This window comes from Amycolatopsis sp. NPDC051903, assembly GCF_044452505.1.
Taxonomy (GTDB): Bacteria; Actinomycetota; Actinomycetes; order Mycobacteriales; family Pseudonocardiaceae; genus Amycolatopsis.
On the sequence record NZ_JBITBT010000004.1, the window covers coordinates 595257 to 617133 of the forward strand.

20 protein-coding genes are annotated in these 21877 nt (G+C 71.1%); 10 read left to right on the top strand and 10 right to left on the bottom strand.

The genetic code is table 11. The annotated features are described in order from the left end of the window. Positions 1-16: 16 nt before the first annotated feature. Positions 17-838 (bottom strand): EamA family transporter, encoded by an 822-nt coding sequence (locus ACIA77_RS13765; RefSeq protein WP_395886173.1) that lies wholly within the window; start codon positions 836-838, stop codon positions 17-19. Between the two features lie 341 nt (positions 839-1179). Here ACIA77_RS13765 and ACIA77_RS13770 point away from each other — a divergent pair, with 341 nt between their 5' ends. Continuing rightward, complete coding sequence (locus ACIA77_RS13770) at positions 1180-1359, top strand: hypothetical protein (RefSeq protein WP_204090267.1); 180 nt, start codon at positions 1180-1182, stop codon at positions 1357-1359. Between the two features lie 498 nt (positions 1360-1857). Here ACIA77_RS13770 and ACIA77_RS13775 read toward each other — a convergent pair whose 3' ends face one another. The 5 genes from ACIA77_RS13775 to ACIA77_RS13795 all read right to left on the bottom strand — a co-directional run bounded on the left by ACIA77_RS13775 (position 1858) and on the right by ACIA77_RS13795 (position 8652). Continuing rightward, positions 1858-3024, bottom strand: a complete 1167-nt coding sequence (locus ACIA77_RS13775) for an ROK family protein (RefSeq protein WP_395886174.1) — start codon at positions 3022-3024, stop codon at positions 1858-1860. A 26-nt stretch (positions 3025-3050) separates the two neighbouring features. After that, positions 3051-4475: a sugar ABC transporter permease gene (locus ACIA77_RS13780; protein ID WP_395886175.1), complete on the bottom strand. Its 1425-nt coding sequence runs from the start codon at positions 4473-4475 to the stop codon at positions 3051-3053. Between the two features lie 22 nt (positions 4476-4497). After that, a complete protein-coding gene (locus ACIA77_RS13785) occupies positions 4498-5271 on the bottom strand; it encodes an ATP-binding cassette domain-containing protein (protein WP_395886176.1) in 774 nt (257 codons plus the stop codon). A 96-nt stretch (positions 5272-5367) separates the two neighbouring features. After that, positions 5368-6501: a substrate-binding domain-containing protein gene (locus ACIA77_RS13790; RefSeq protein WP_395886177.1), complete on the bottom strand. Its 1134-nt coding sequence runs from the start codon at positions 6499-6501 to the stop codon at positions 5368-5370. Positions 6502-6906: 405 nt separating this feature from the next. Continuing rightward, positions 6907-8652: a DEAD/DEAH box helicase gene (locus ACIA77_RS13795; RefSeq protein ID WP_395886178.1), complete on the bottom strand. Its 1746-nt coding sequence runs from the start codon at positions 8650-8652 to the stop codon at positions 6907-6909. Positions 8653-8877: 225 nt separating this feature from the next. On the opposite strand from ACIA77_RS13795, the gene ACIA77_RS13800 reads away from it, so the two are divergent. After that, positions 8878-10071: a YihY/virulence factor BrkB family protein gene (locus ACIA77_RS13800; protein WP_395886179.1), complete on the top strand. Its 1194-nt coding sequence runs from the start codon at positions 8878-8880 to the stop codon at positions 10069-10071. Positions 10072-10074: 3 nt separating this feature from the next. On the opposite strand, the gene ACIA77_RS13805 is transcribed toward ACIA77_RS13800, so the two are convergent. Next, a complete protein-coding gene (locus ACIA77_RS13805) occupies positions 10075-10914 on the bottom strand; it encodes a hypothetical protein (protein ID WP_395886180.1) in 840 nt (279 codons plus the stop codon). A 186-nt stretch (positions 10915-11100) separates the two neighbouring features. After that, a complete protein-coding gene (locus ACIA77_RS13810) occupies positions 11101-11343 on the bottom strand; it encodes a DUF3039 domain-containing protein (protein WP_204090275.1) in 243 nt (80 codons plus the stop codon). 81 nt (positions 11344-11424) lie between these two features. Between ACIA77_RS13810 and ACIA77_RS13815 the strand changes: the two genes are divergently transcribed. The 4 genes from ACIA77_RS13815 to ACIA77_RS13830 are packed head-to-tail and all read left to right on the top strand — an operon-like array spanning position 11425 to position 14347. After that, on the top strand, positions 11425-11919 hold the full coding sequence (locus ACIA77_RS13815) for a pyridoxamine 5'-phosphate oxidase family protein (RefSeq protein WP_395886181.1): 495 nt from the start codon (positions 11425-11427) through the stop codon (positions 11917-11919). Further along, positions 11916-12557, top strand: a complete 642-nt coding sequence (locus tag ACIA77_RS13820) for a hypothetical protein (protein WP_395886182.1) — start codon at positions 11916-11918, stop codon at positions 12555-12557. The genes ACIA77_RS13815 and ACIA77_RS13820 overlap by 4 nt, the downstream gene beginning before the upstream one ends. 9 nt (positions 12558-12566) lie before the next feature. Next, a complete protein-coding gene (locus tag ACIA77_RS13825) occupies positions 12567-13481 on the top strand; it encodes a pseudouridine-5'-phosphate glycosidase (RefSeq protein ID WP_395886183.1) in 915 nt (304 codons plus the stop codon). Continuing rightward, the gene (locus tag ACIA77_RS13830) at positions 13478-14347 is read left to right on the top strand and encodes a carbohydrate kinase family protein (RefSeq protein ID WP_395886184.1); all 870 of its coding nucleotides are present in this window, start codon (positions 13478-13480) and stop codon (positions 14345-14347) included. The genes ACIA77_RS13825 and ACIA77_RS13830 overlap by 4 nt, the downstream gene beginning before the upstream one ends. A 263-nt stretch (positions 14348-14610) precedes the next feature. On the opposite strand, the gene ACIA77_RS13835 is transcribed toward ACIA77_RS13830, so the two are convergent. Both ACIA77_RS13835 and ACIA77_RS13840 read right to left on the bottom strand, forming a co-directional pair. Further along, the gene (locus tag ACIA77_RS13835; RefSeq protein WP_395886185.1) at positions 14611-14937 is read right to left on the bottom strand and encodes a DUF3099 domain-containing protein; all 327 of its coding nucleotides are present in this window, start codon (positions 14935-14937) and stop codon (positions 14611-14613) included. A 38-nt stretch (positions 14938-14975) separates the two neighbouring features. Continuing rightward, positions 14976-16241: an amidohydrolase gene (locus ACIA77_RS13840; RefSeq protein ID WP_395886186.1), complete on the bottom strand. Its 1266-nt coding sequence runs from the start codon at positions 16239-16241 to the stop codon at positions 14976-14978. A gap of 28 nt (positions 16242-16269) precedes the next feature. Between ACIA77_RS13840 and ACIA77_RS13845 the strand changes: the two genes are divergently transcribed. The 4 genes from ACIA77_RS13845 (at position 16270) to ACIA77_RS13860 (ending at position 21758) form a co-directional block, all read left to right on the top strand. Then, the gene (locus tag ACIA77_RS13845) at positions 16270-17772 is read left to right on the top strand and encodes a methyltransferase (protein WP_395886187.1); all 1503 of its coding nucleotides are present in this window, start codon (positions 16270-16272) and stop codon (positions 17770-17772) included. After that, on the top strand, positions 17769-18194 hold the full coding sequence (dtd, locus tag ACIA77_RS13850; protein ID WP_395886188.1) for a D-aminoacyl-tRNA deacylase: 426 nt from the start codon (positions 17769-17771) through the stop codon (positions 18192-18194). Before ACIA77_RS13845 ends, dtd begins: the two co-directional genes overlap by 4 nt. A gap of 312 nt (positions 18195-18506) precedes the next feature. Then, complete coding sequence (locus ACIA77_RS13855) at positions 18507-19538, top strand: sigma-70 family RNA polymerase sigma factor (RefSeq protein WP_395886189.1); 1032 nt, start codon at positions 18507-18509, stop codon at positions 19536-19538. Positions 19539-20099: 561 nt separating this feature from the next. Further along, entirely contained in the window at positions 20100-21758 is a 1659-nt protein-coding gene (locus tag ACIA77_RS13860) for a fumarate hydratase (RefSeq protein ID WP_395886190.1), read from the top strand. The last annotated feature ends 119 nt before the right edge of the window (positions 21759-21877 follow it).

Below are 21877 nucleotides of genomic sequence, written 5' to 3' on the forward strand. Positions count from 1 at the left end.
CTCCCGGGGGATCGGGTCAGTATCGCGGCTCGGCGCGATCCCGGCCAACGCTGCCGGTGCGCGTGCCGTCGTCCCGGCCGCGCAGCACGAGCCCGGCGACCACCGCGAGCGTGCCCAGCGCCTCGGGCAGGCTCGGCACCTGGGCGAGCAGCGCGTACCCCGTGACGCCGGCCGTCACCGGGAGCAGCGCCAGCAGCACGGCGAACCGGGCTTGGCCGACGCGCCGCAGCACCAGCTGGTCGAGTACGTAGGGCACCACGGTGGAGAGCACCCCCACACCGATGCCGAGCAGCAGCATACGTGGCGAAGACCACATTTCGCCCGTACCGGCCGCCAGGGGCGAGAGCACGACCGTAGCCGCGGCGAAGCCGACCGCGAGGCTGTCGATGCCGTCGCCGGCCACGGCGACGCGCTTGCCGAGCACGATGTAGCCCGCCCACGCGGCCGCGGCGGCCAGGGCGAACACCACGCCCAGCGCGCCGCCCGCCAGCCGCACGTCGGCGATCGCGACGACGCCGGCCGCCACGAGCACGAGCGCGCCGAGGTCCCGGCGCGTGCGGGAGCCCAGCGCGGCGACGACCACGGGCCCGGCGAACTCCAGCGCGACGACGGTGCCCAGCGGCAGGCGGGCGAGCGCTTCGTAGAACGCGACGTTCATCACCGCGGTGACCACACCGAACGCCGCGGCGAGCCGGAACCGCCGGCCCCGCCACGCGGCCCGCGGCGGGCGCCGCCACGCGAGCAGCACCACGGCCGCCCCCAGGCAGCGCAGCCACGCCACCCCGGCCGGCGAGCCGTGCCCGAACAGCCCCACCGCGATGGCCGCACCGGCATACATCGAAATTCCGCTGAGAACGAACAAGACCGGAGCGGGAATGGTCGCGCTGCGTTTACGGGATAGCGTAGAACTCACTCCCGCATGGTGCCTGACCTCGGAAAACAGCAGGAAACGGGTGCCGTTGTCCTAAGGAGCGGGACGCCACTACGGCAACCGGGGTAATTCGGCGTGACACAGGTCCCACCGGCGCGGGAACACTTGCGGGCCACGAAACGTCTGCAATATTGGAAGCACGAACACCACGGAGCCGGAGGCGATCCCCGCCGAGGGCATCACTTCCGAAGTGGGCGTAGCTGGATCGAGGTACCGGGCGACCGGTACCGGGACGGAGGGAGACCCCCATGACATCACCGACGCTCACCCGCCCCGAACTGACCGCTGCCGACCGTTGCGACCGGTGCGGGGCCGCGGCTCAGGTACGCGCCGTCCTCAGCTCCGGAGGCGAGCTGCTCTTCTGCGGGCACCACGCCCGTGAGCACGAGGCCAAGCTCAAGGAACTGGCCGCGGAGATCCAGAAGTAGGGGCCCGCAGGGGAACCCACCAACTCGACCCGGGGGCGGCAGGTGCGCGAAGCACCTGCCGCCTTCGACGTATCCGGACCTGCCCGAGGGCGCACCGCCGCACGGGCATTGGGCCGACCGGCTCAGCACACCGGCCCCAACGGATCAACGCCGGCGCCGAATACGCGTCGCCGAACGAACAGGCCGGCACAACCAGTGCTCGAACGGCGCAGTGCTTAACCGCACAGCGCGAACAGCGCAGGACGAATGCCGAACGCCACTTGGGCTGTGCAACTTCCCTTTTCGCACCCGGTGCGGAATTGACAATTCCTGTCCGGCACGACGGGCAAAGCCCCGGCGAAACCGGGCCGTGGCCGAATGCGGACCGAATCGTGGTGAACCTCACCCGGGCCGGACGCGCAATTCCAGCCAGCACTGACAATTCCTGTCCGGTTGACCCCCAGTGACGCCGAAGGCGGCAGGTGCGCGGGCACCTGCCGCCTTCGGCGAGTCCGGGTCTCAGACTGTGTCGAGGACCACTTCGAACGCGACCTCGGCCGCGCCCAGGAGCTTCACGTCGGCGCCCAGCGCCGAGCTGACGATCCGCGTGCCGCCGACCGCCCGGCTGACCAGGCTGCGCCGGCGGACCTCCGCGGCCACCGAGCGGATCACCGACTCCGGCAGCACCGTGAGCAGGTCGCCCAGCACCACCAGCTGCGGGCCCAGCAGGTTGACCACGTTGACGAGTCCGAGGGTCAGCCACTCCGCGAACTCGGCGAGCCGCTCGGCCGCCGCTTCGGGGTCGCGCGCCAGCTCGCGCAGCTCGAAGAGGATGGCGCCGCGGGCGGTGTCCTCGGGCAGGCCGAGGGCGCGGCACAGCGCCGCCTCCCCGATCTCCGTCTCCCAGCAGCCGCTGCTGCCGCAGTAGCAAGCGCGGCCGCCGGGGCGGATGACCATGTGGCCGATCTCCCCGACGTACCCCGCACCGCCTCGCAGCGACGAGCCCTGGGCGATCACGCCACCACCGACACCGACGTCGGCGGACACGTACACGGCGTCGGACGACCCGCGAGCCGCGCCGCGCAGGTGCTCGGCCAGAGCGCCGAGCTCGGCGTCGTTGCCGACCAGGACGGGGATGTTGAGCACGGCGGTCAGCCGCTCGCCGAGGGCGACGTCGGTCCAGCGCAGGTTCGGCGCCTCGTGCACGTGGCCGTCGGCGCGCCGCACGACTCCGGGCACCGACACCCCGACGGCCACGGGGGTGACCCCGAGGTCGCCGGCGAGCACGGCGGCCGACTCGATCACGTGCGTGATGACCTCGTCGGCCTCGCGCATGCGCCCGCGCAGGTTCCAGCTGTTGCGGCCCAGGATCTGGCCGCCCAGCCCGACGAGTGCGAGCGCCACGTGCTCGACCTGCAGGTCGACCGCGAGCACGACCGCCGCGTGGGGCTGGGGCAGGACCAGGAGCGAGGGGCGGCCCGCCCCTCGGCCCGGCCTCGGCACCCGCTCCTCGACGACCCCGGCTTCCGCGAGGCCGTCGACGAGCGTCTTGATCGTGCTCCGGTTCAGCCCGAGCTCGGCGGCCAGCGCCGCCCGGGTGCTCGGGCCACCGACGTGCAGCAGCCGGAGCAGGGTCGTGCGGTTGTGCCGGCGCACCTCGTCCGGTCGTGCGACGGGTGTGCTCATCACCGGCTTGAGCGTGACATCGGGCGTCAGCGCGCCGACTCAGCAGCTCGGCGCCGCGAGAGCGCGTCCACCGTGGCGGCGAGCAGCAGCACCAGGCCGGTGACGATGTTCACGACGGCCGCGGGCTGCTGGAGCAGGCCAAGGCCGTTGTTCACGATCGCCAGCACGGCACCACCGATCACCGCGTCGATGATCCGGCCCTTGCCGCCGAACAGCGACGTGCCACCGATGACCGCCGCGCCCACCGCGAACAGCAGCGTGTTGAGGCCACCGGACTGCGGGTTGACCGAGCCGATCTTCGACGAGTACACGATCGCGCCGATCGCCGCGAACGACGAGCTGATCACGAACACACTGGTGCGCAGCTTCGCCACGTTGATACCGGCGCGACGGGCCGCTTCCTTGTTGCCACCCACGGCGTAGAGATGCCGGCCGTACTTCGTGCGGTTGAGCACGTAGGTGCCCGCGAACAGCAGCACCAGCACGATCGGGACCACGTACGGGATGCCGTCGATCACCACGAGGTCGTTGGACGAGCGGTTGATCGTCAGCAGGTAGGTGGCGACGGCCGAGATCACCGCGATCACGCCGACCTTGAACAGCACGATCGGCGTCGGCTGCACCACGAGACCTCGTTTGAGCCGCGAGAAGTGCTGCCCCAGCGCGATGACCGCGTAACCGCCGACCGCGACGATGAACAGGATCCAGCTGCCGAGCACCGACAGGTTGCCGTTGGCGACGGCGTTGAGCGTGTCGCTCGTGCTGATCGGCAGCGTGCCGCCCTCACCGATGAACTGCAGGATCACGCCCTGCCACACGATGAACAGCGCCAGGGTCACGACGAACGACGGCATGCCGATCTTCGAGACGAGGAAACCGGTGATGCAGCCGATGGCGGTACCGGTGGTGATCGCGATGACCATCTCGAGCCACGCGTTCTGCGGCGCGCCGATCAGGATCACCAGGATCCCGATGAGCGACACCACCGCCCCGGCCCAGATCCGCTGCAGCAGCGCCAGGATCACGGCGATCGCGAGCACCGCGATGAACGTGATGAACACGCCGGTGCCCATGGACCCGAGCAGGTTGCCGTTGCGCACGTAGTGCAGCGCCATCAGCGACGCGCACACACCGGAAGCGGTACCGGCCGACAGGTCGATCTCACCCAGCAGCAGCACGAAGACGATGCCCATCGCGATGATGGTCTGGCCCGCGCCCTGCGAGAGCAGGTTCGCGATGTTGCGCAGGGTGAAGAAGTCGCTCGAGAGGGAGCTGAAGAGGATCGCGAGGACGATCACGCCCAGCACGGCGGGGACCGAGCCGAGCTGGCCGTCCTTCATCCGCGCGAAGTAGTCCTTGATCGCCTCGCCCGTCGACATCGACGTGGTGTCGATGCCGAAGTCGGCGATCGCCGCGTCCGACTTGGCGGACTTGGCAGGGGTCTCAGTCATGTCCGGTTTTCTTTCTCGTTGCTCACAGCACGACGGATTCGGGGCGGGCCAGGCCGAGGTCGCCCGAGCGGCCGGAGGTGATGAGCTCCACCACCTGGCTCGTCGTCACGTCCTTGGTCTGGACCTCGGCGACCAGGCGGCCCAGGTACAGCACGTCGATGCGGTCGGCGACCTCGAAGACGTCGGCCATGTTGTGGCTGATCAGCACGACGCCGAGGCCCTGTTCGGCCAGCCGGCGGACCAGGTCGAGGACCTGGCGGGTCTGGGCCACACCGAGGGCGGCGGTCGGCTCGTCGAGGATCACGACCTTGCTGTTCCACAGCACCGACTTGGCGATGGCCACGGTCTGCCGCTGACCACCGGAGAGTGCGGAGACGAGCGTGCGCACGGACTTCACGGTGCGCACCGAAAGGGAGGCCAGCGTCTCGCGCGCGGCCTGCTCCATGCTGGCCTCGTCCATCAGCCAGCTGCTCCCCCGCTCACGGCCGAGGAACATGTTCTGCACGATGTCGAGGTTGTCGGCCAGCGCGAGGTCCTGGTACACGACCTCGATGCCGAGCGAGGCGGCGTCCTTCGGGTTGTGGATGTGGACTTCCTGGCCGTTGAACGTCACCGTGCCCGTGTCGTACGGGTGGATGCCGGCGATGCACTTGACCATCGTCGACTTGCCGGCACCGTTGTCGCCGACGAGCGCGGTCACTTCACCGGCCCGCACGGCGAAGTCCACGTCGTGGAGGACGTGGACCGGGCCGAAGCTCTTGTTCAGGCCTTTGATGTCGAGAATGGGCTCGCTCATGGGGTTCGCTGTTCTCTCGCGTGGGTACCGGGCCGGGATGCGTCGTCGGGGAACGCATCCCGGCCCGGCTGCTGGGTTGGTGCTACGCGGTACGGGTCAGCTGATGCCGTACTGGGTGCACTTGGCGGCGACGTCGCCGGTGCAGACCTCGGAGGCCTTGACGTAACCCTGCTGGATCACGGTCTTGACGTCGTTGACCGTGATCAGCTGCGGGGTGAGCAGAACCGACTTGAGGTCGCGGTTGTTCTTCGGGTCGTGCAGCGTGCCGGTGGCGATCGCGTCGGCGGCCGCCGTGTCACCCTTGGCCAGGGCGGCGGCCAGCTTCGCGGTGTTGTCGGCCTCCTGCTTGATCGGCTTGAAGATCGTCAGCAGCTGGTCACCGCGCAGGATGGCCTGCAGACCGGCCGCGGTCGCGTCCTGGCCGGTGACCGGGACCTTGCCGTTGAGGCCGTTCTTCTTCAGCACGGTGATGACCGCGGCAGCGAGCTCGTCGTTCGCCGCGACGACGCCGTCGACCTTGCCCCCGACGCGGGTGAAGATCTGCTCGAAGGTCGTGCCGCCGACCTGCGGGTCCCAGTCGTTGATCGGCTGCTTCTGGACCAGTGTCAGCGCGCCCGACTGGTACAGCGGCTTGAGAACCTTGTCGTGGCCATCGCCGAACAGGGTCGCGTTGTTGTCCGTCGGCGCGCCCTCGATCTGGACGACCGCGGCACCCTTCTTGTTCTTCAGCGCGTCGGCCATGCCCTGCGCCTGCAGCTCGCCGACCTTCTCGTTGTCGAACGAGACGTAGTAGCCGGCCGAACCGCCGAGGCTCGGGCGGTCGTAGTCGATGACCGGGATGCCCGCGGTCTTCGCCTTGGCCTCGATCGCGGCACCGACGGCCGGGTCGGACGGGGCGATGACCAGAACCTTGACCCCCTGGCTGATGAAGCCGTCGGCCAGCGTCGAGAACTTCTGGTTGTCACCCTGGGCGTTCTGGATGTCGGCGCTGAAGCCCTGGGCCTGGAGAGCGGCCTGGAGCATCGGCTTGTCGAACGCCTCCCACCGGGCTGAGGTGGCGGTCTCCGGCAGGATCACGCCGACCTTGCCGTTGGCGCCGCCGCCCGCCGGAGCGGAAGCCGAGGCGGAGGTGTCCCCCGAGCCCCCGGTGTTCGAGTTGGCACCGCACGCGGTGAGCACCAGGCCGGCGCTCGCCGTGGCGGCAAGGAGGGTAAGGGTTCTGCTGCGCATCCTCGTTCCTTCCGGATCATGCTCGCGGCGGCGATCCGGGGAGCCCGGCGCACCGCTGCGCATATGTTGTGGCCGACAACATATGCCGCCGAGCTGCTTCGCGGAAGATAGCTGGATCGATTAAATGACACCAATTGGACACGGTTCGGCAACGCGGGCTGAACACAGCCCGGAAAGGGTAAATCCACTGACGGAGTGATCGCCAGCGCGCACCCAGCGTGACGCACTTCGTCACTGCTGACTCTTCGTGAACCGAACCCGCAGCGCAGCACCCCGGGCACGCTTCGTGAGCGGAACCAGTGACGGGACGATGATCCCGGCGCCACGCCCACGGCGGCAGGATTCGGACATCGGCACCGGTGCCCGGCCTTTCGCCGAACTCACCGCTGCCCGAACGGCCCACCGCTACCAGGAACGCAGAGTGACGATCCGCTCTTCGAGCTGCTCCACCGTCGCCATGGCGGTCGGCGGACCGCCGCACACCCTGCGTAGCTCGTTGTGGATCGCGCCGTGGGGCTTCTTCGTGCGGTGGTGGTACACGCCGACGAGGGCGTTGAGCTCCTTGCGCAGCGAGCCGAGGCGCTCGCTCACCGACTGGGACCGCGCGGGCGCCGGTGCGGCCTTCTCGGCCTCCGGCTTGCGGCGCTTCTCGTCGGCGAGCTGCTCCTCCTGGCGCTTGCGCAGCAGCGCCCGGACCTGGTCGGGCTCGAGCAGCCCGGGCAGGCCGAGGTACTCCTGCTCCTCGTCGGAGCCGGAGAAGACGGCGGTACCGAACGAGTTGCCGTCGTAGATCACCTGATCGAGTTCGGCCGACGCGCCGAGCGAGGTGAAGGCTTTCTCCTCTTCACCCGGTTCGTCCTCGGTGCGGTTGGCCTGGGCGAGCAGCTCGTCTTCCCAGCCGTCCTTCTCGCGGTGGGGCTTGCCGAGCACGTGGTCGCGCTGCGCCTCCAGCTCGCTGGCGAGCTCGAGCAGCACGGGCACGCTCGGCAGGAAGACGCTCGCCGTCTCGCCCTTCTTGCGCGCTCGCACGTAGCGGCCGATGGCCTGGGCGAAGAACAGCGGGGTCGAGGCGCTCGTGGCGTACACGCCGACCGCGAGCCGCGGCACGTCGACGCCTTCGGACACCATCCGGACCGCGACGATCCAGCGGTCGGTGGAGTCGGAGAACTCCTTGATGCGCCCGGAGGCCTTCGGGTCGTCGGAGAGCACCAGCGTGGGCATCTCACCGGAGAGCCGCTGCAGGATCTTGGCGTACGCGCGGGCCGACTCCTGGTCGGTCGCGATCACCAGGCCACCGGCGTCGGGCACGCCCTGGCGGACTTGCGACAGGCGCGTGTCCGCGGCCTGCAGGACCGAGGGGATCCACTCGCCCCCCGGGTCGAGCGCCGTGCGCCAGGCGCGAGCGTTCTGCTCGGCGGTCAGCGGCTCGCCCAGCCGCGCGGTGAACTCCTCCCCCGCGCTCGTGCGCCAGGAGGCTTCGCCGGAGTAGGCGAGGAACACGACGGGCCGGACCACGCCGTCGGCGAGCGCGTCGGCGTAGCCGTAGCTGTGGTCGGCCTTGCTGCGCTGGAAGCCGCCCGCGTCGGGTTCGTAGGTCACGAACGGGATGGCCGAATCGTCGCTGCGGAACGGGGTCCCCGTCAGCGCGAGGCGCCGCACGGCGGGCATGAAGGCCTCGCGCGTGGCGTCACCCCACGACTTCGCGTCGCCGGCGTGGTGGATCTCGTCGAGGATCACCAGGGTCTTGCGGTTCTCCGTGCGCACGCGGTGCAGCGTCGGGTGCGCGGCCACCTGCGCGTAGGTGACGGCGACACCGCGGTAGTCCGACGACGTGACGCCGGTGGTGTTGCGGAAGTTCGAATCGATGTCGATGCCCGCCGCCGCGGCCGAAGCCGCCCACTGGTGCTTGAGGTGTTCGGTCGGCGTGACGATCGTGATCGCCTCGACCGTGCGGTCCGACAGCAGCTCCGCCGCGATCCGCAGCCCGAACACGGTCTTGCCGGCGCCCGGCGTCGCGACCGCGAGGAAGTCCTTCGGCCTGGTGGCCAGGTACTTCGTGAGAGCCCGGCGCTGCCACGCGCGAAGCGGACGCGCGGTGGTGTCCTGCTCGGCCGGCGGTGCCCCGAGGACCCCCTGCGTCGGCTCGGACAACCTCGCTCACCCCCTCCCCGGCCCGCGGGACGCGGCCGTGACGTGCGAAAACCCCCACTGTGGCACCGGCTTCGACGCCGGCGCCTGCGGTGAGGGCACTTCGGAGAGCTTACCTTCCGGGTCCGCGCGCACCCGGCACCGCCACGGGTGGTGTCCCCCGACCCGCCCCCGTGAGGGACCCGCGACGAGCCAAATCCCGGGACATGGACCATGCTGGGACCCACCATGGGTGAGGTGAGACCGGACGCCGAGGCGGCGACGGCTGCGAAGACGGCTCGCAAGGGGCCGTGGCGTCTCATCACGCGCACGCTCGCCAAGGCCTGGGACGGCAACATCTTCTCCGAGGCCGCCGAAGCCGCGTTCTGGCAGACGCTCTCGCTCCCGCCGCTGCTGCTCGGGCTGCTGGGCAGCCTCGGCTTCGTCGGCGAGTGGTTCGGCCAGGGTGTGGTCGCGGCCGTGCACGACCGCATCATCACGTTCTGCCGCACCATCTTCAGCACCAACGCGGTGAACGAGATCATCGAGCCGACGGTCAACAGCATCCTCACGGTCGGCAAGGGCGAGATCGTGTCGGTGGGCTTCATCATCTCGCTGTGGGCGGGCTCGTCGGCGATGTCGTCGTTCGTCGACGCGATCACCGTGGCCCACGACCAGTACGGCGTGCGCAACGAGGTGTGGCAGCGGATCTTCGCGCTGCTGCTGTACCTGTGCGCGCTGGTGATCCTCGTGGTCGGGCTGCCGCTGCTGGCGATCGGGCCGGACCTGCTGCCGGAGTTCTTCCCCGTGGCGTGGCGCGACAACGTGTCGGCCTGGGTGGGGTCACTGTACTTCCCGGTGCTGGGCGTGATGATCGTGCTGGCGCTGACCACGCTGTACAAGCTGGCGCTGCCGCGGCGGCTGCCCTGGCACCGCGGGCTGCCGGGTGCGGTGCTCGCGGGCGTGGTGTTCCTGGTTTCCAGCGTCGGGTTGCGCATCTACCTCAACTGGATCACCAAGACCGGCTACACCTACGGCGCGCTCGCCGCTCCGATCGCGTTCCTGCTGCTGATGTTCTTCATCGGCCTGGCCGTGGTCGGCGGCGCGTACTTCAACAGCGCCCTCCAGGAACTGTGGCCCGCCAAGGCGACCCGGCGCCAGCGCCGCAAGTGGCGCCGGCTCGAGATGGAGCGCGCCAACGAGCGCATGCGCGCCGAGGAGGGCCGCAAGCTCTGGGACCGCAGCACGATCCCGTTGCGGCGGCCCAAGCGCCAGGACGACGAGCAGCCGGCGCCCGAGGACGAGTCGGCCGACGCCGGTGGCGAGCCGGACGAGGACGCCGAACCCGCGAACGCGGCGGACTTCCCCGACGTGCGCGGCCAGTCCGGTCAGGCCGACCGGCCCGGACGCTCCGAACACGACGCCGTGCGCAAGCTGCCCTGACCGCTACTGCTGCCGGAACCGCCACGTCTTGCTGTCGACGGCGATGCAGACGCTCGGCGACATGACGATCACGCGCAGGGTGTTGTCGCGCTCGTCGAAGTCGATGCCCTCGACCTCGAAGGTCCCGCTGCAGCCGCTCTGCAACGGGAGCTGACCCGGCGACGTCACGTGGCCGGTCACGTCGGAGCCGGACAGCGGCCCGTCGAGGTCGACCTGCAGGAGCGGTTTGGTGGTGCCGAAGAGGCTGCCGTCGGGGTCGTCGGAGGCGCACATCAGCCGGGTGGCCGTGACGAAGTCGCAGCCCTGCACGTCGCGGACCTGGTGGTCGAGGCGGATGGCGGACGCGTAGGGCAGGTTCTGCGCGGGATCAGTGAAGGCGACGCCCGGCATGGGGTGCACGAGCAGGCGGTCCATCGTGCCCCACTCGCCGGCCACCAGCCAGCGCGCGTCGGGCGAGACCGCGGCGAAGGAGTTGTTGCTCGCCTCCCACGGCTCCAGCGCGTGCTTGTAGTCGGCCTGCGTGCCGTCGGGCGCCTGCACGCGGAAGAGTTTCGCACCGCGGTCGTCGCGCTGGTAGGGCTCGACGTACCAGCCCTGGGCCGAGCCCGGGTCGCCGACGTGGTTCCAGCCCTGCGCGGCCAGGCCGGGGTCCACCGTGGCGACGCCGGTGTAGCGGATGGTGGTGCCCGACGGGCGGACGACCGTCGCGAGACCCTGGCTTTCGTCGAGGGGCCGGGCGCGGTCGGACCCGACGGCGGTCCAGCCCGTGACGGCCTCGGCGAGGCCCGGCACGGCGGCGGCGAGCAGCACGACGAGGGCGAGGACGATCCCGGTTCTGCGCATGTGCGGTCTCCCTGCGGGAAGGACTGGCGGGGATCGCAGATCTACCAGTTCTTCCCCGACCGCACAGCCGCCAGGTGAAGGGTTTTCATGTTTGTTTGCCCGAGCGTGCTTCGCGGCCACGACCCGAGGGCAGGCCGGCTCGCGCGCCGGGCGGGCCGGTGCGGCCGCGCCCGGGGCGTTCGGCGGTTACTCGTCGCCGCCCGGACGGAGACCGTCGTAGATCTCCTTGCAGGCGGGGCAGACCGGGGAACCCGGCTTGGGCGACTTCGTGACCGGGAAGACCTCGCCGCACAGCGCCACCACGTGCGTGCCCATGACCGCGCTCTCGGCGATCTTGTTCTTGCGCACGTAGTGGAACATCTTCGGCGAGTCGTCGTCGGTCGACTCGGTGCTGTCGGTCTGCGGTTTCGTCAGCGTCTCGGTGCTCACGCCTCCATCATGCCTCAGCGCCGGGGGTGCCGGAATCACCGGCCGCGGGGCTATCTTCGGGGCCCGAGCCGGGGAGGGGCCGTGGACGGACCGATCGCCGCCAGACCGCACATGCCGGGGTACGGCATCGCGCCCGCGGCGGCCGGGTTGCTGCCGTGGGTGTGGGCCGACGAGCGGCTGCGCACCTCCCACGACTACTGGGTCGCCACCGTGACGCCCGCCGGCCTGCCGCACCTCATGCCCGTGTGGGCGGTGTGGACCGGCGACCTGCTGTGGTTCTCCTCGTCGCTGCGCTCGGCGAAGGCGCGCAACGTCGCCGCCGGCTCGGCCGTATCCGTCGCGACCGAGGACCCGCTCGAACCCGTGGTGCTGCGCGGGCCCGCCGAACTCGTCACGGACCTCGGCGCGATCCGGGGTTTCCTCGACGCGATGAACGCGAAGTACGAAACCTCCTACGGCATCGACTTCCTCGACCCGGCCGTCAACGCGTCGGTGCGGGTGCGGCCCGAGACGGTGTTCGCCTTGCGGGAGAAGGACTTCACGACGTCGCCGACCCGCTGGGAGTTCCCCTCGTGACCACCTGGCCCGAGGCCGTGGCCCGGGTCGGCGGCGACGCCGGCACCGCGGGCGAAGCGCAGGCGGACCTCGAAGCGCGCTACGGCGAACCCCACCGGCACTACCACGACCTCGGCCACGCCGCGGCTGTCGCGCGCGACAGCGCGGCCCTGGCGGCGCACCTCCCGGCCGGCGAACGCGCGGCGATCGCCCTCGCGGCGTGGGCCCACGACGTGGTCTACGACGCCGTGCCCGGCGAAGACGAGCGTCGCAGCGCCGAGTGGCTGCGGCGGTGGCTGACGCGCGCGGGCGTCGCCGAACCCCACGTCGCCCGCGCCGAAGCGCTCGTCCTCGCCACCGCGGCGCACGAAGCGCCCGACGGCGACGACGCGGCCGCGGCCCTGCTCGACGCCGACCTCGCGATCCTCGGCGCCGACCCGTCGTCGTACGCGGGCTACGTGGCGGCCGTGCGCCGCGAGTACGCGAAGTACGCCGACGAGACGTGGGCGGCGGGCCGCGCGGCCGTGCTGGCGAACCTGCTGGCCCGGCCCGTGCTGTACCGCAGCGGAATCGCGCGCGCACGCTGGGAAACCGCCGCGCGCGCCAACCTCGCGGCCGAGCTGACCCGCTGGCGCGCGAACGCCGGCGATCGCCGATGATGTTCGTTCGTGACCACTCAACTCTTCGTCCACGAGGAAGTCGCCTCGGCGGTGCGTGACGGCCACCCCGTCGTCGCCCTCGAGAGCACCATCCTGTCGCACGGGCTGCCCCACCCCCGCAACCTCGACGTCGCCCACCGCCTCGAACGGGTCGTGCGCGACGGCGGCGCCGTGCCGGCCACCATCGCCGTGCTCGACGGACGGCCCGTGATCGGGCTGTCCGCGGCCGAGCTGGAGCGCGTGTGCGAGCCCGGCGCCGGACTGGACAAGCTGTCACTGCGCGACCTCGGCCCGGCCGTCGGCCTGGGCCGCTCGGGTGCGACGACCGTGGCGGGCACCTCGGCGCTCGCCGCCGCGGCCGGGATCGGCGTGTTCGCCACCGGCGGGCTCGGCGGCGTGCACCTCGGCGCGGCGCAGACCTGGGACGTCTCGGCCGACCTCGGCGTGCTCGCGAAGGTGCCGACGGTGGTGGTCTGCTCCGGCGTGAAGTCCGTCCTCGACATCGCCGCGACGCTCGAGGTGCTCGAAACCAGCTCGGTGCCGGTGCTCGGCTACCGCACCGACGAGTTCCCCGCGTTCTACCTCCGGTCCTCCGGCCACCCCGTCGGCTGGCGCGTGGACGCCGCGAAGGAAGCCGCCGCCGTGATCACCGCGCACCGCGCGTACGCGGATTCCGGTGTGCTGCTGGCGAACCCGATCCCCGCAGAGTCCGAAATGGACCGCGAGCTGCACGACCGGCTGCTGGCCGGCGGGCTCGCGAAGCTGCGTGAAGGCGGCGTCCAGGGCCGGGACGTGACGCCGGCGCTGCTCGAGCACTTCCACACCGCGAGCGCGGGCGTGAGCATCGACGCCAACGAGGCGCTGGTGCTCAACAACGCGAAGCTCGCGGCCGAGGTCGCGGCGGCGCTGGCGGTCCGGTCGTGACCGGGATCGTGGTGGTCGGCGACGCCGGCCTCGACCTGGTGGCGCGCCACGACCAACCGCTCCCCCACGGCGGTGACGCCCGCGCGAAGATCCGCTTCACCGGCGGCGGGGCGGGCGCCAACACGGCGCTGTGGCTCCGCTCCCTGGGCGCCGACACCACGCTCGTCGCCCGCATCGGCGACGACTCCGGCGGCCGCCTGATCAAGGCCGAACTGGAAGCGGCGGGCGTGCGGTGCGCCTTCGCCGTGGACCCGCAGGCACCGACGTGCTGCGTCGTCGTGCTCGTCGACGGCGACGGGCAGCGCAGCATGCTCGCCGACCGCGGCGCGAACCAGCGGTTCGCACCCGACGACGTGACGCCCGAATCACTGGCCGGCGCCCGGCACCTGCACCTGTCGGGCTACGTCCTGCTGGATCCGTCGTCGCGACCCGCCGGCCTCGCCGCTTTGGCCGCGGCGAAAGAAGCCGGCCTCACCACCTCGGTCGACCCGCAGGCCGCCGCCCACATCAAGGACCCGGCCGCGTTCCTGGCGGACGTGCGCGGCACCGACCTGCTCATGCCGAACACGGAAGAACTGGTGGCTCTCACCGGGTCCGCAGATCCAGCCAGCGCCAAGGAACTCCTGGCGACGGTCGGCGCCGTGGTCGTGACGGCCGGACTCGGCGGAGCCAGCTGGGTCGACACCCAGGGCGTCACCACGGTCCCGGCCGTCGAAGCCGAATGCGTGGACTCCACCGGCGCGGGCGACGCCTTCGACGCCGGCGTCCTCACCACCTGGCTGGCCGGCAAGTCCACTGTGGACGCCCTCCGCGCCGGCACCCGACTCGGCGCACTGGCCGTCACCCGCCTGGGCCCCCAGCCATAACCCCCACCCAGGCGCCGATACCCAACGCAACAGACCTACGCACCTCTCCCAGCACCCAGCCCTGCCCCTGCCCCCGATCCGAAGCTCCTCTACGGCCGGCGACCCCGTATCAAGGCACGCTTTCCCGCCTTGACACGGGGTCACCGGCCGTTAGCACACTCAAGCTTCGGGGGCTCACGCCACGCAACACGCCCCTGCGCAGGACCCTGCAAAGCCCCCTGCAAAAAGAGCCCTTGAAACCCCCTTGAAACCCCCTGAAAAACTCAGCCGTCGATCACCCGGTGATCACGCTGCTCGATCTGCTTCGGCTCCCGCTCGTAGCGGTTGACGTTCTTCGACTTCCGCGGTGGGCGGTCGTTGGCGATCAGGACGGCGATCCACGGCAGGGGCACTGAGATCACCAGGAACGTGACGGCCAGCCACCACGTGTGGTAGGTCAGCCCGGCCAGGATGAGGCACGGGATGCGGCACACCATCATGATGATGTACTTCTTCTTCCGCGCGGCGAGCTGATCGTCGTAGGACGGCTCCGCCTCGGTGATGAGCACCGGGGCCGGGCGGGGATCGGATCCGCGGGCGGGCTCGTTCACAGCACCACCTCCACTGCCCATGCTCCCACTCCGGGCCGTCATCCGACACCCGGGTGCGACAACCGCGACAGCGCGGCGACGACCAGCGTCTCCACGCCCGCGCGCAGGGTCGGGTCGAGGATCGGCGCGAAGCGCGGCGAGTGGTTCGACGGGATGTCACGTTCGAAGCGCCCCTCGGTCATCGCGGTGATCACCTCCTGCGCGTCGAGGCCCCCGACGAACCAGAACACCGACGGCACGCCCGCGGCCGAACCGAACTCGCCGAAGTCCTCGCTGCCGGTGACCAGCGGGGCCGGCATCACGCGCTCCGGGCCGAAGTGGCCGCGGAACACCTCGGTGAGCCCGTCGGCCGCCTGCTCGTCGTTGAAGGTGACCGGGTAGGAGCTGAGCAGCTCGATCGTCGGCGGTTTCGGCGCGCCCGCGGCTTCGGCCTCGGCGTTCACGATCCGCTCGATCGCCTCGCGCAGCCGCAGCAGCACCGCGCCGTCGAACGCGCGCGTGTTGACCTCGAGCACGGCGTCGTCGGCGATCACGTTGGCGACCGAACCCGCGTGCAGCGAGCCGACCGTCACCACGGCCGGGTCGGTGGCGGCGACGCCGCGGGAAACCACCGTCTGCAGCTTCAGCACCACCGACGCCGCCATCACCACCGGGTCGACGGTGGTCTCGGGGCGCGAACCGTGCCCGCCGCGGCCGTGGAGCGTGATCCGCAGCGTGTCGCTCGCCGCCATGACCACGCCGGGGCGGGTGAGCACCCAGCCGGCCGGTCCGGGAGCGAGGTGCTGGCCGAAGACGACGTCGGGCCGGCCCGCGAGGTCGAACAGGCCGTCGGCGACCATGCCCGCCGCGCCGCCGGCGGCTTCCTCGCCGGGCTGGAACACGACGACGAGCGTGCCGGACCAGCTGTCGCGAGCAGCGCCGAGCAGGCTCGCCGCGCCCGAGAGCCAGGTGGCGTGCATGTCGTGGCCGCAGGCGTGCATCACGGGCACGTCGTTGCCCGCGGCGTCGACGGCGCGCGCGGTGCTCGCGTACGGCAGGCCGGTCTTCTCCTCGACCGGCAGCGCGTCGATGTCGGCGCGCAGCATGACCGCGGGACCCTCGCCGTTGCGCAGCACGCCGACCACGCCGGTGCGGCCGACGCCCATGTGCACCTCGTAACCGTCGTCCGCCAGCCGGCGCGCGAGCTCCGCCGCGGTGCGGGTCTCGGCGAACCCCAGCTCGGGGTGGCGGTGGAGGTCGACGTAGAGCGCCTCCAGCCCGGGCAGGGCGGCGGCGAGCGGAGCGAGGACACGTTCGATGGTCACGACAGCCATCGTGGCAGGCTTACCCACCGTGAGCACGAACCCGCCTCTGCCCGACCTGTCCGACGACGTCTGCGCGCGGCTGCGCGAAGCCTTCCGGCGCGCTTCGTACGACGCCGACGGAGTGGTGGCCGCCCTCGGTGGCGCGGCCCACGCGGCGCTCGGCCGCGGCGAGCCCGAGCCCGCCCGGCGCGCGAGCCTCGACGCGGGTGACCTCGGCGTGCTCGTGCGGCTGTTCCTGCTCGGCCTCACGGAGCCGGAAAAGTCCGTGGAATCCGCTTTCTCCCCTTTGTCCGCAGAGGACGCCGCGGCGGCGGGGATCCTCGCCGCCGACGGTGACGGGTACAAGGCGGCCCTCGACATCCGCCCCCACGGCGACGAAGAGGGCTCGTGGTGGGTCGTGTCGGACCTCGACGCCGACGTGCTGGGCCACGTCGTGCCCGAGGACCACGTGCTCGGCGTCGGGCACGCGTCGCTCAGCCTCATCCGCGCCACCAGCCGGCGGCCCGTCGGCTCGCTGCTGGACGTCGGCACGGGCAACGGCGTGCAGGCGCTGCACGCGACCCGGCACGCGCAGCGCGTGACGGCCACGGACGTCTCGGCCCGGGCACTGGCACTGGCCGCGGGCACGTTCCGGCTCAACGAACTCGACGTGGAACTGGTGCGCGGCGAGTGGTTCGCGCCGGTCGCGCGGCGGCGCTTCGACCAGGTCGTGTGCAATCCGCCGTTCGTGGTGGGCCCGCCGCGCGTGGACTACACCTACCGCGACTCGGGGCTGGCCGGCGACGACGCCAGCGCGCTCGTCGTGCGCCAGCTGCCCGGATTCCTGACCGACGGCGGCGTCGGGCAGCTGCTCGCTTCCTGGCTGCACAAGGACGGCGAGGACTGGGCCGATCGGGTGGCGCGGTGGCTGCCGGCCGAGACGGACGCGTGGTTCGTGCAGCGCGACGTCGCCGATCCCGCGCTGTACGTGGGCACGTGGCTGCGCGACGAAGGCATCGACCCGCGCTCACCCGAGGGCCGAGTGAAGGCGGCCGCGTGGCTCGACTGGTTCGCCGAGAACGACGTGCGGGGCATCGGCTTCGGCTTCGTCACGTTGCGCCGCGCGGCCGGCCGGACGCCCACGGTCGTGTGCGAAGACCTGCGCCAGGCGTACGACGACCCGCTGGGCCCGGAGGCGGCGAACTGGCTCGACCGCGTCGAGTGGCTGCGCGCGCACGGCGACGACCTGCTGGACGTCGCGTTCCGCGTGCCGGACACCGTGCTGCTCGAACGCGTCGACTCCCCCGGCGACGAGGGCTGGGAGACCACCGTGCGGCGCCTGCACCGCACCGACGGACCCGGGTGGCAGCACGAGGTCGACGAGCTCGCCGAGCGGCTGCTCGCGGGCTGCCGAGGCCTGCTGCCGCTGGAGGACCTGATCGAACTGCTGGCGGCCGCCCAGGGCCTCGACGCGACGGAGCTGGCAGCGTCGGCACTGCCGATCGTCCGCGAGCTCGTGCGCCACGGCATGCTCGTGCCGGCCGGCCGGTGAGGGCCGTCGCGGCCCGCGTCACCCGGGCGAGCGTGACGGTCGGGGGCGCCGTGACGGGCGCCATCGAAGAGCCGGGGCTGTTGGTGCTGCTGGGAATTCACGCCGGCGACGATCGCGCGAAGGCCGCGACGATGGCGCGCAAGCTCCACGAACTGCGCCTGCTGCGCGACGAGCAGTCGTGCGCGACGGCCGGTGCTTCCCTGCTCGTGGTGTCGCAGTTCACGCTCTACGGCGACACCCGCAAGGGCCGGCGTCCGTCGTTCACCTCGGCGGCGCGGCCGGAGGTGGCCGAACCCCTGGTGGACGCCGTGGTCCAGGATCTGCGCGACCGGGGTGCGACCGTGGCCACGGGGCGCTTCGGCGCGATGATGGCGGTGGAGAGCGTGAACGACGGTCCATTCACGGTTCTCGTAGAGGTCTGAACCACTACTTCCCTGGCCCCGGAACGGATCCGCGCCCGAAGTGGTTCAACCCATGAGCGGATTCTCATGGAATTCTCATGATTATTCCCGCAGTGACGCGCTTCTCAGCAAAAGCTCAGTTTTGGTCGAGCAACCGCGTGGCGAGTCCGCCCGTCCTCTATTCAGCGAGCCGGGAACGTTTTGGAAACCCGGTGCGTTGACACAGGTGTCCAGCTAAGCCCGCTGGGCCGAAGGTACGGGTTTTCCACAGGGCCCGTGCTCCAGGCGCAGCTCCGGCGAGACACGTTCAGCCCGTGACCGGGGAGGCAGAGAATGTCAGTCCAGACTCTCGAACGCGAAGCGCGCGGGATTCGCGAGCGTGGGATTCCAGAACAGCAGAACGAGGAGCCCGTGGGTGTGGGGACGCTCACGGACGCCGACCTCGACGCCCAGAGCCCGGCTGCCGACCTGGTGCGCGTGTACCTGAACGGCATCGGCAAAACCGCACTGCTCACCGCGGCCGACGAGGTCGAGCTGGCCAAGCGCATCGAGGCGGGGGTCTTCGCGCAGCACATGCTCGACACGGGCGAGGGCCTCACGGCCAAGCGCCGCACCGAGCTCACCGCGCTGGTGCGCGACGGGCACCGGGCGAAGAACCACCTGCTGGAGGCCAACCTCCGCCTCGTGGTGTCGCTCGCGAAGCGCTACACCGGCCGGGGGATGCCGCTGCTCGACCTGATCCAGGAGGGGAACCTGGGTCTGATCCGCGCGGTGGAGAAGTTCGACTACTCCAAGGGGTTCAAGTTCTCGACCTACGCCACCTGGTGGATCCGCCAGGCCATCACCAGGGGGATGGCCGACCAGGGTCGCACCATCCGGCTGCCGGTCCACCTCGTGGAACAGGTCAACAAGCTCGCGCGCATCCGCCGCGACCTGCACCAGCAGCTCGGCCGTGACGCGACGCACGAAGAGCTGGCCGCGGAGTCCGGCATCCCGGTGCACAAGATCTCGGATCTGCTCGACCAGTCCCGCGACCCGGTGAGCCTCGACATGCCCGTGGGCACCGAGGAAGACGCCCCGCTGGGCGACTTCATCGAGGACTCCGAGGCGACGGACGCCGAGAGCGCCGTCATCTCCGGCCTCCTGCAGGACGACCTCCGCCGGGTCCTCGCGACGCTGGACGACCGCGAACAGCACGTCATCCGGCTCCGCTACGGCCTCGACGACGGCCAGCCCCGCACGCTCGACCAGATCGGCAAGCACTTCGGCCTCTCGCGGGAGCGCGTGCGCCAGATCGAGCGCGAGGTCATGGCGAAGCTCCGCCAGGGCGAGCGAGCCGACCGGCTGCGCGCCTACGCCTCCTGAAGCGGAGGCTAGGGCGAGTCGTGCTCGCGGAAAGCGCTCGCCCGGCCGCTTCACTCGGGTGTCTTCTGGGGGTCGAACCCCCAGACCCCCGCCAGGGGGCAAGCCCCCTGGACCCCCGCGTGTGGTCACCACCCCGCGCGAGGTTGCCTCTCCGAAACGCTGTAGTCGCATAGATCGAAGGCCCCGTGGTCCGCGGGGCCTTCGGCGTGTCCGGACTTGGCCCGCGGTACCGGAAAAGTGGTTCGGGAGGCCGGGCCCACCCCGACGGACCCGACCTCCCGGGGAAAGCGGAAACGGATGCTGGCACCCGCACCGCGAAGCTCACACCTGGCGCTCCGTTCGCCTGCCACGACAGTCTCGTGACGTAGGTCATAAGTCAACGCGGCCGAACGGGTTGTTGCCCACTGCTTGCTACCCAGTCACCAGGCCGGTCAAACGGCCGTGATCATTCAACCCTTCGGATGCCAGTGCTGTGAGACACAGTCACCGTGCGGGGGTGCGGGGCGCCGGCGATCGCTGAGTACCGTGAGCGGATCCCGATCAGGGCAAAGGAGCCTGGCTGTGCCGTCCACCACGTTTCAGCACACCGAAGTCCTGCCGCTGGGCAAGGACACCACCACCGAGTACCGGCTGGTCACCGCAGACGGCGTCGAGGTCGTCGAAGCGGCCGACCGCAAGTTCCTCAAGGTCGACCCCGCGGCGCTGACGACGCTCGCGCGCACGGCCATCACCGACATCCAGCACCTGTTGCGCACATCACACCTGCAGCAGCTGCGCGCGATCGTCGACGACCCCGAGGCGAGCGGCAACGACCGGTTCGTCGCGATGGACCTGCTGCGCAACGCGGCCATCTCGGCCGGCGGCGTGCTGCCGATGTGCCAGGACACCGGCACGGCCATCGTCATCGGCAAGCGCTCCGAGGGCGTGCTCACCGGCGGCGACGACGAGCGCGCGCTGTCGCAGGGGGTGTTCGACGCCTACCAGCAGCTGAACCTGCGCTACTCGCAGATGGCGCCCCTGAACTTCTGGGACGAGCGCAACACCGGCACGAACCTCCCGGCGCAGGTCGAGCTCTACCACAAGGACGGTGCAGGCGACCCGTCCTACGAGTTCCTGTTCATGGCCAAGGGCGGCGGGAGCGCGAACAAGACGTTCCTGTACCAGGAAACCAAGGCCGTGCTGAACCCGAAGCGGCTCGCGCGGTTCCTGGACGAGAAGCTGCGCAGCCTCGGCACCGCGGCGTGCCCGCCGTACCACCTGGCGATCGTCGTCGGCGGCATGTCGGCGGAGTTCAACCTGAAGGTCGCGAAGCTCGCGTCGGCGCGCTACCTCGACATTCTGCCGACGGAGGGTTCCGAGCTGGGCCACGCGTTCCGCGACCCGGACCTCGAGCAGCAGGTGCTGGAGATGACGCGCCAGTTCGGCATCGGCGCGCAGTTCGGCGGCAAGTACTTCTGCCACGACGTGCGCGTGATCCGCCTGCCCCGCCACGGCGCGTCGTGCCCGGTCGGCATCGCCGTCTCGTGCTCGGCCGACCGCCAGGCCAAGGCGAAGATCACCGCCGACGGCGTGTTCATCGAGCAGCTCGAGCGCGACCCCGCGCGGTTCCTGCCCGACGTGACCGAGGACGACCTGTCCGACGAGGTCGTGAGCGTCGACCTCAACCGCCCGATGGACGAGATCCGCGCCCAGCTCTCGCAGCTGCCCGTGAAGACGCGCCTGTCGCTCACCGGCCCGCTGGTCGTCGCGCGCGACATCGCGCACGCGAAGATCGCGGAGCGCCTCGACGCGGGCGAAGAGATGCCGCGGTACCTCAAGGACCACCCCGTCTACTACGCCGGCCCGGCGAAGACGCCCGACGGTTACCCGTCCGGCTCGTTCGGCCCCACGACGGCCGGGCGCATGGACTCCTACGTCGAGCAGTTCCAGGCCGCGGGCGGCTCGATGGTGATGCTGGCGAAGGGCAACCGCTCCAAGCAGGTCACCGCCGCCTGCCAGAACCACGGCGGCTTCTACCTCGGCTCGATCGGCGGCCCGGCCGCGCGGCTGGCCAAGGACTGCATCAAGAAGGTCGACGTGCTCGAGTACCCCGAGCTCGGCATGGAAGCTGTCTGGAAGATCGAGGTCGAGGACTTCCCCGCCTTCATCGTCATCGACGACAAGGGCAACGACTTCTTCGCGGCCACCAGCGAACCGGTGCTGCAGATCAGCTTCCGCTAGCCAAAAACGGCCGCGGCCCCCCCCCCCCCCCCCCGGGGGGGGGGGGGGGCCCCGGCCGGGGCGGCGGGGGGGGGGGGGGGGGGGGGCCGGCCGGGCCCCGCCCCCGGCGCCCACGCCCG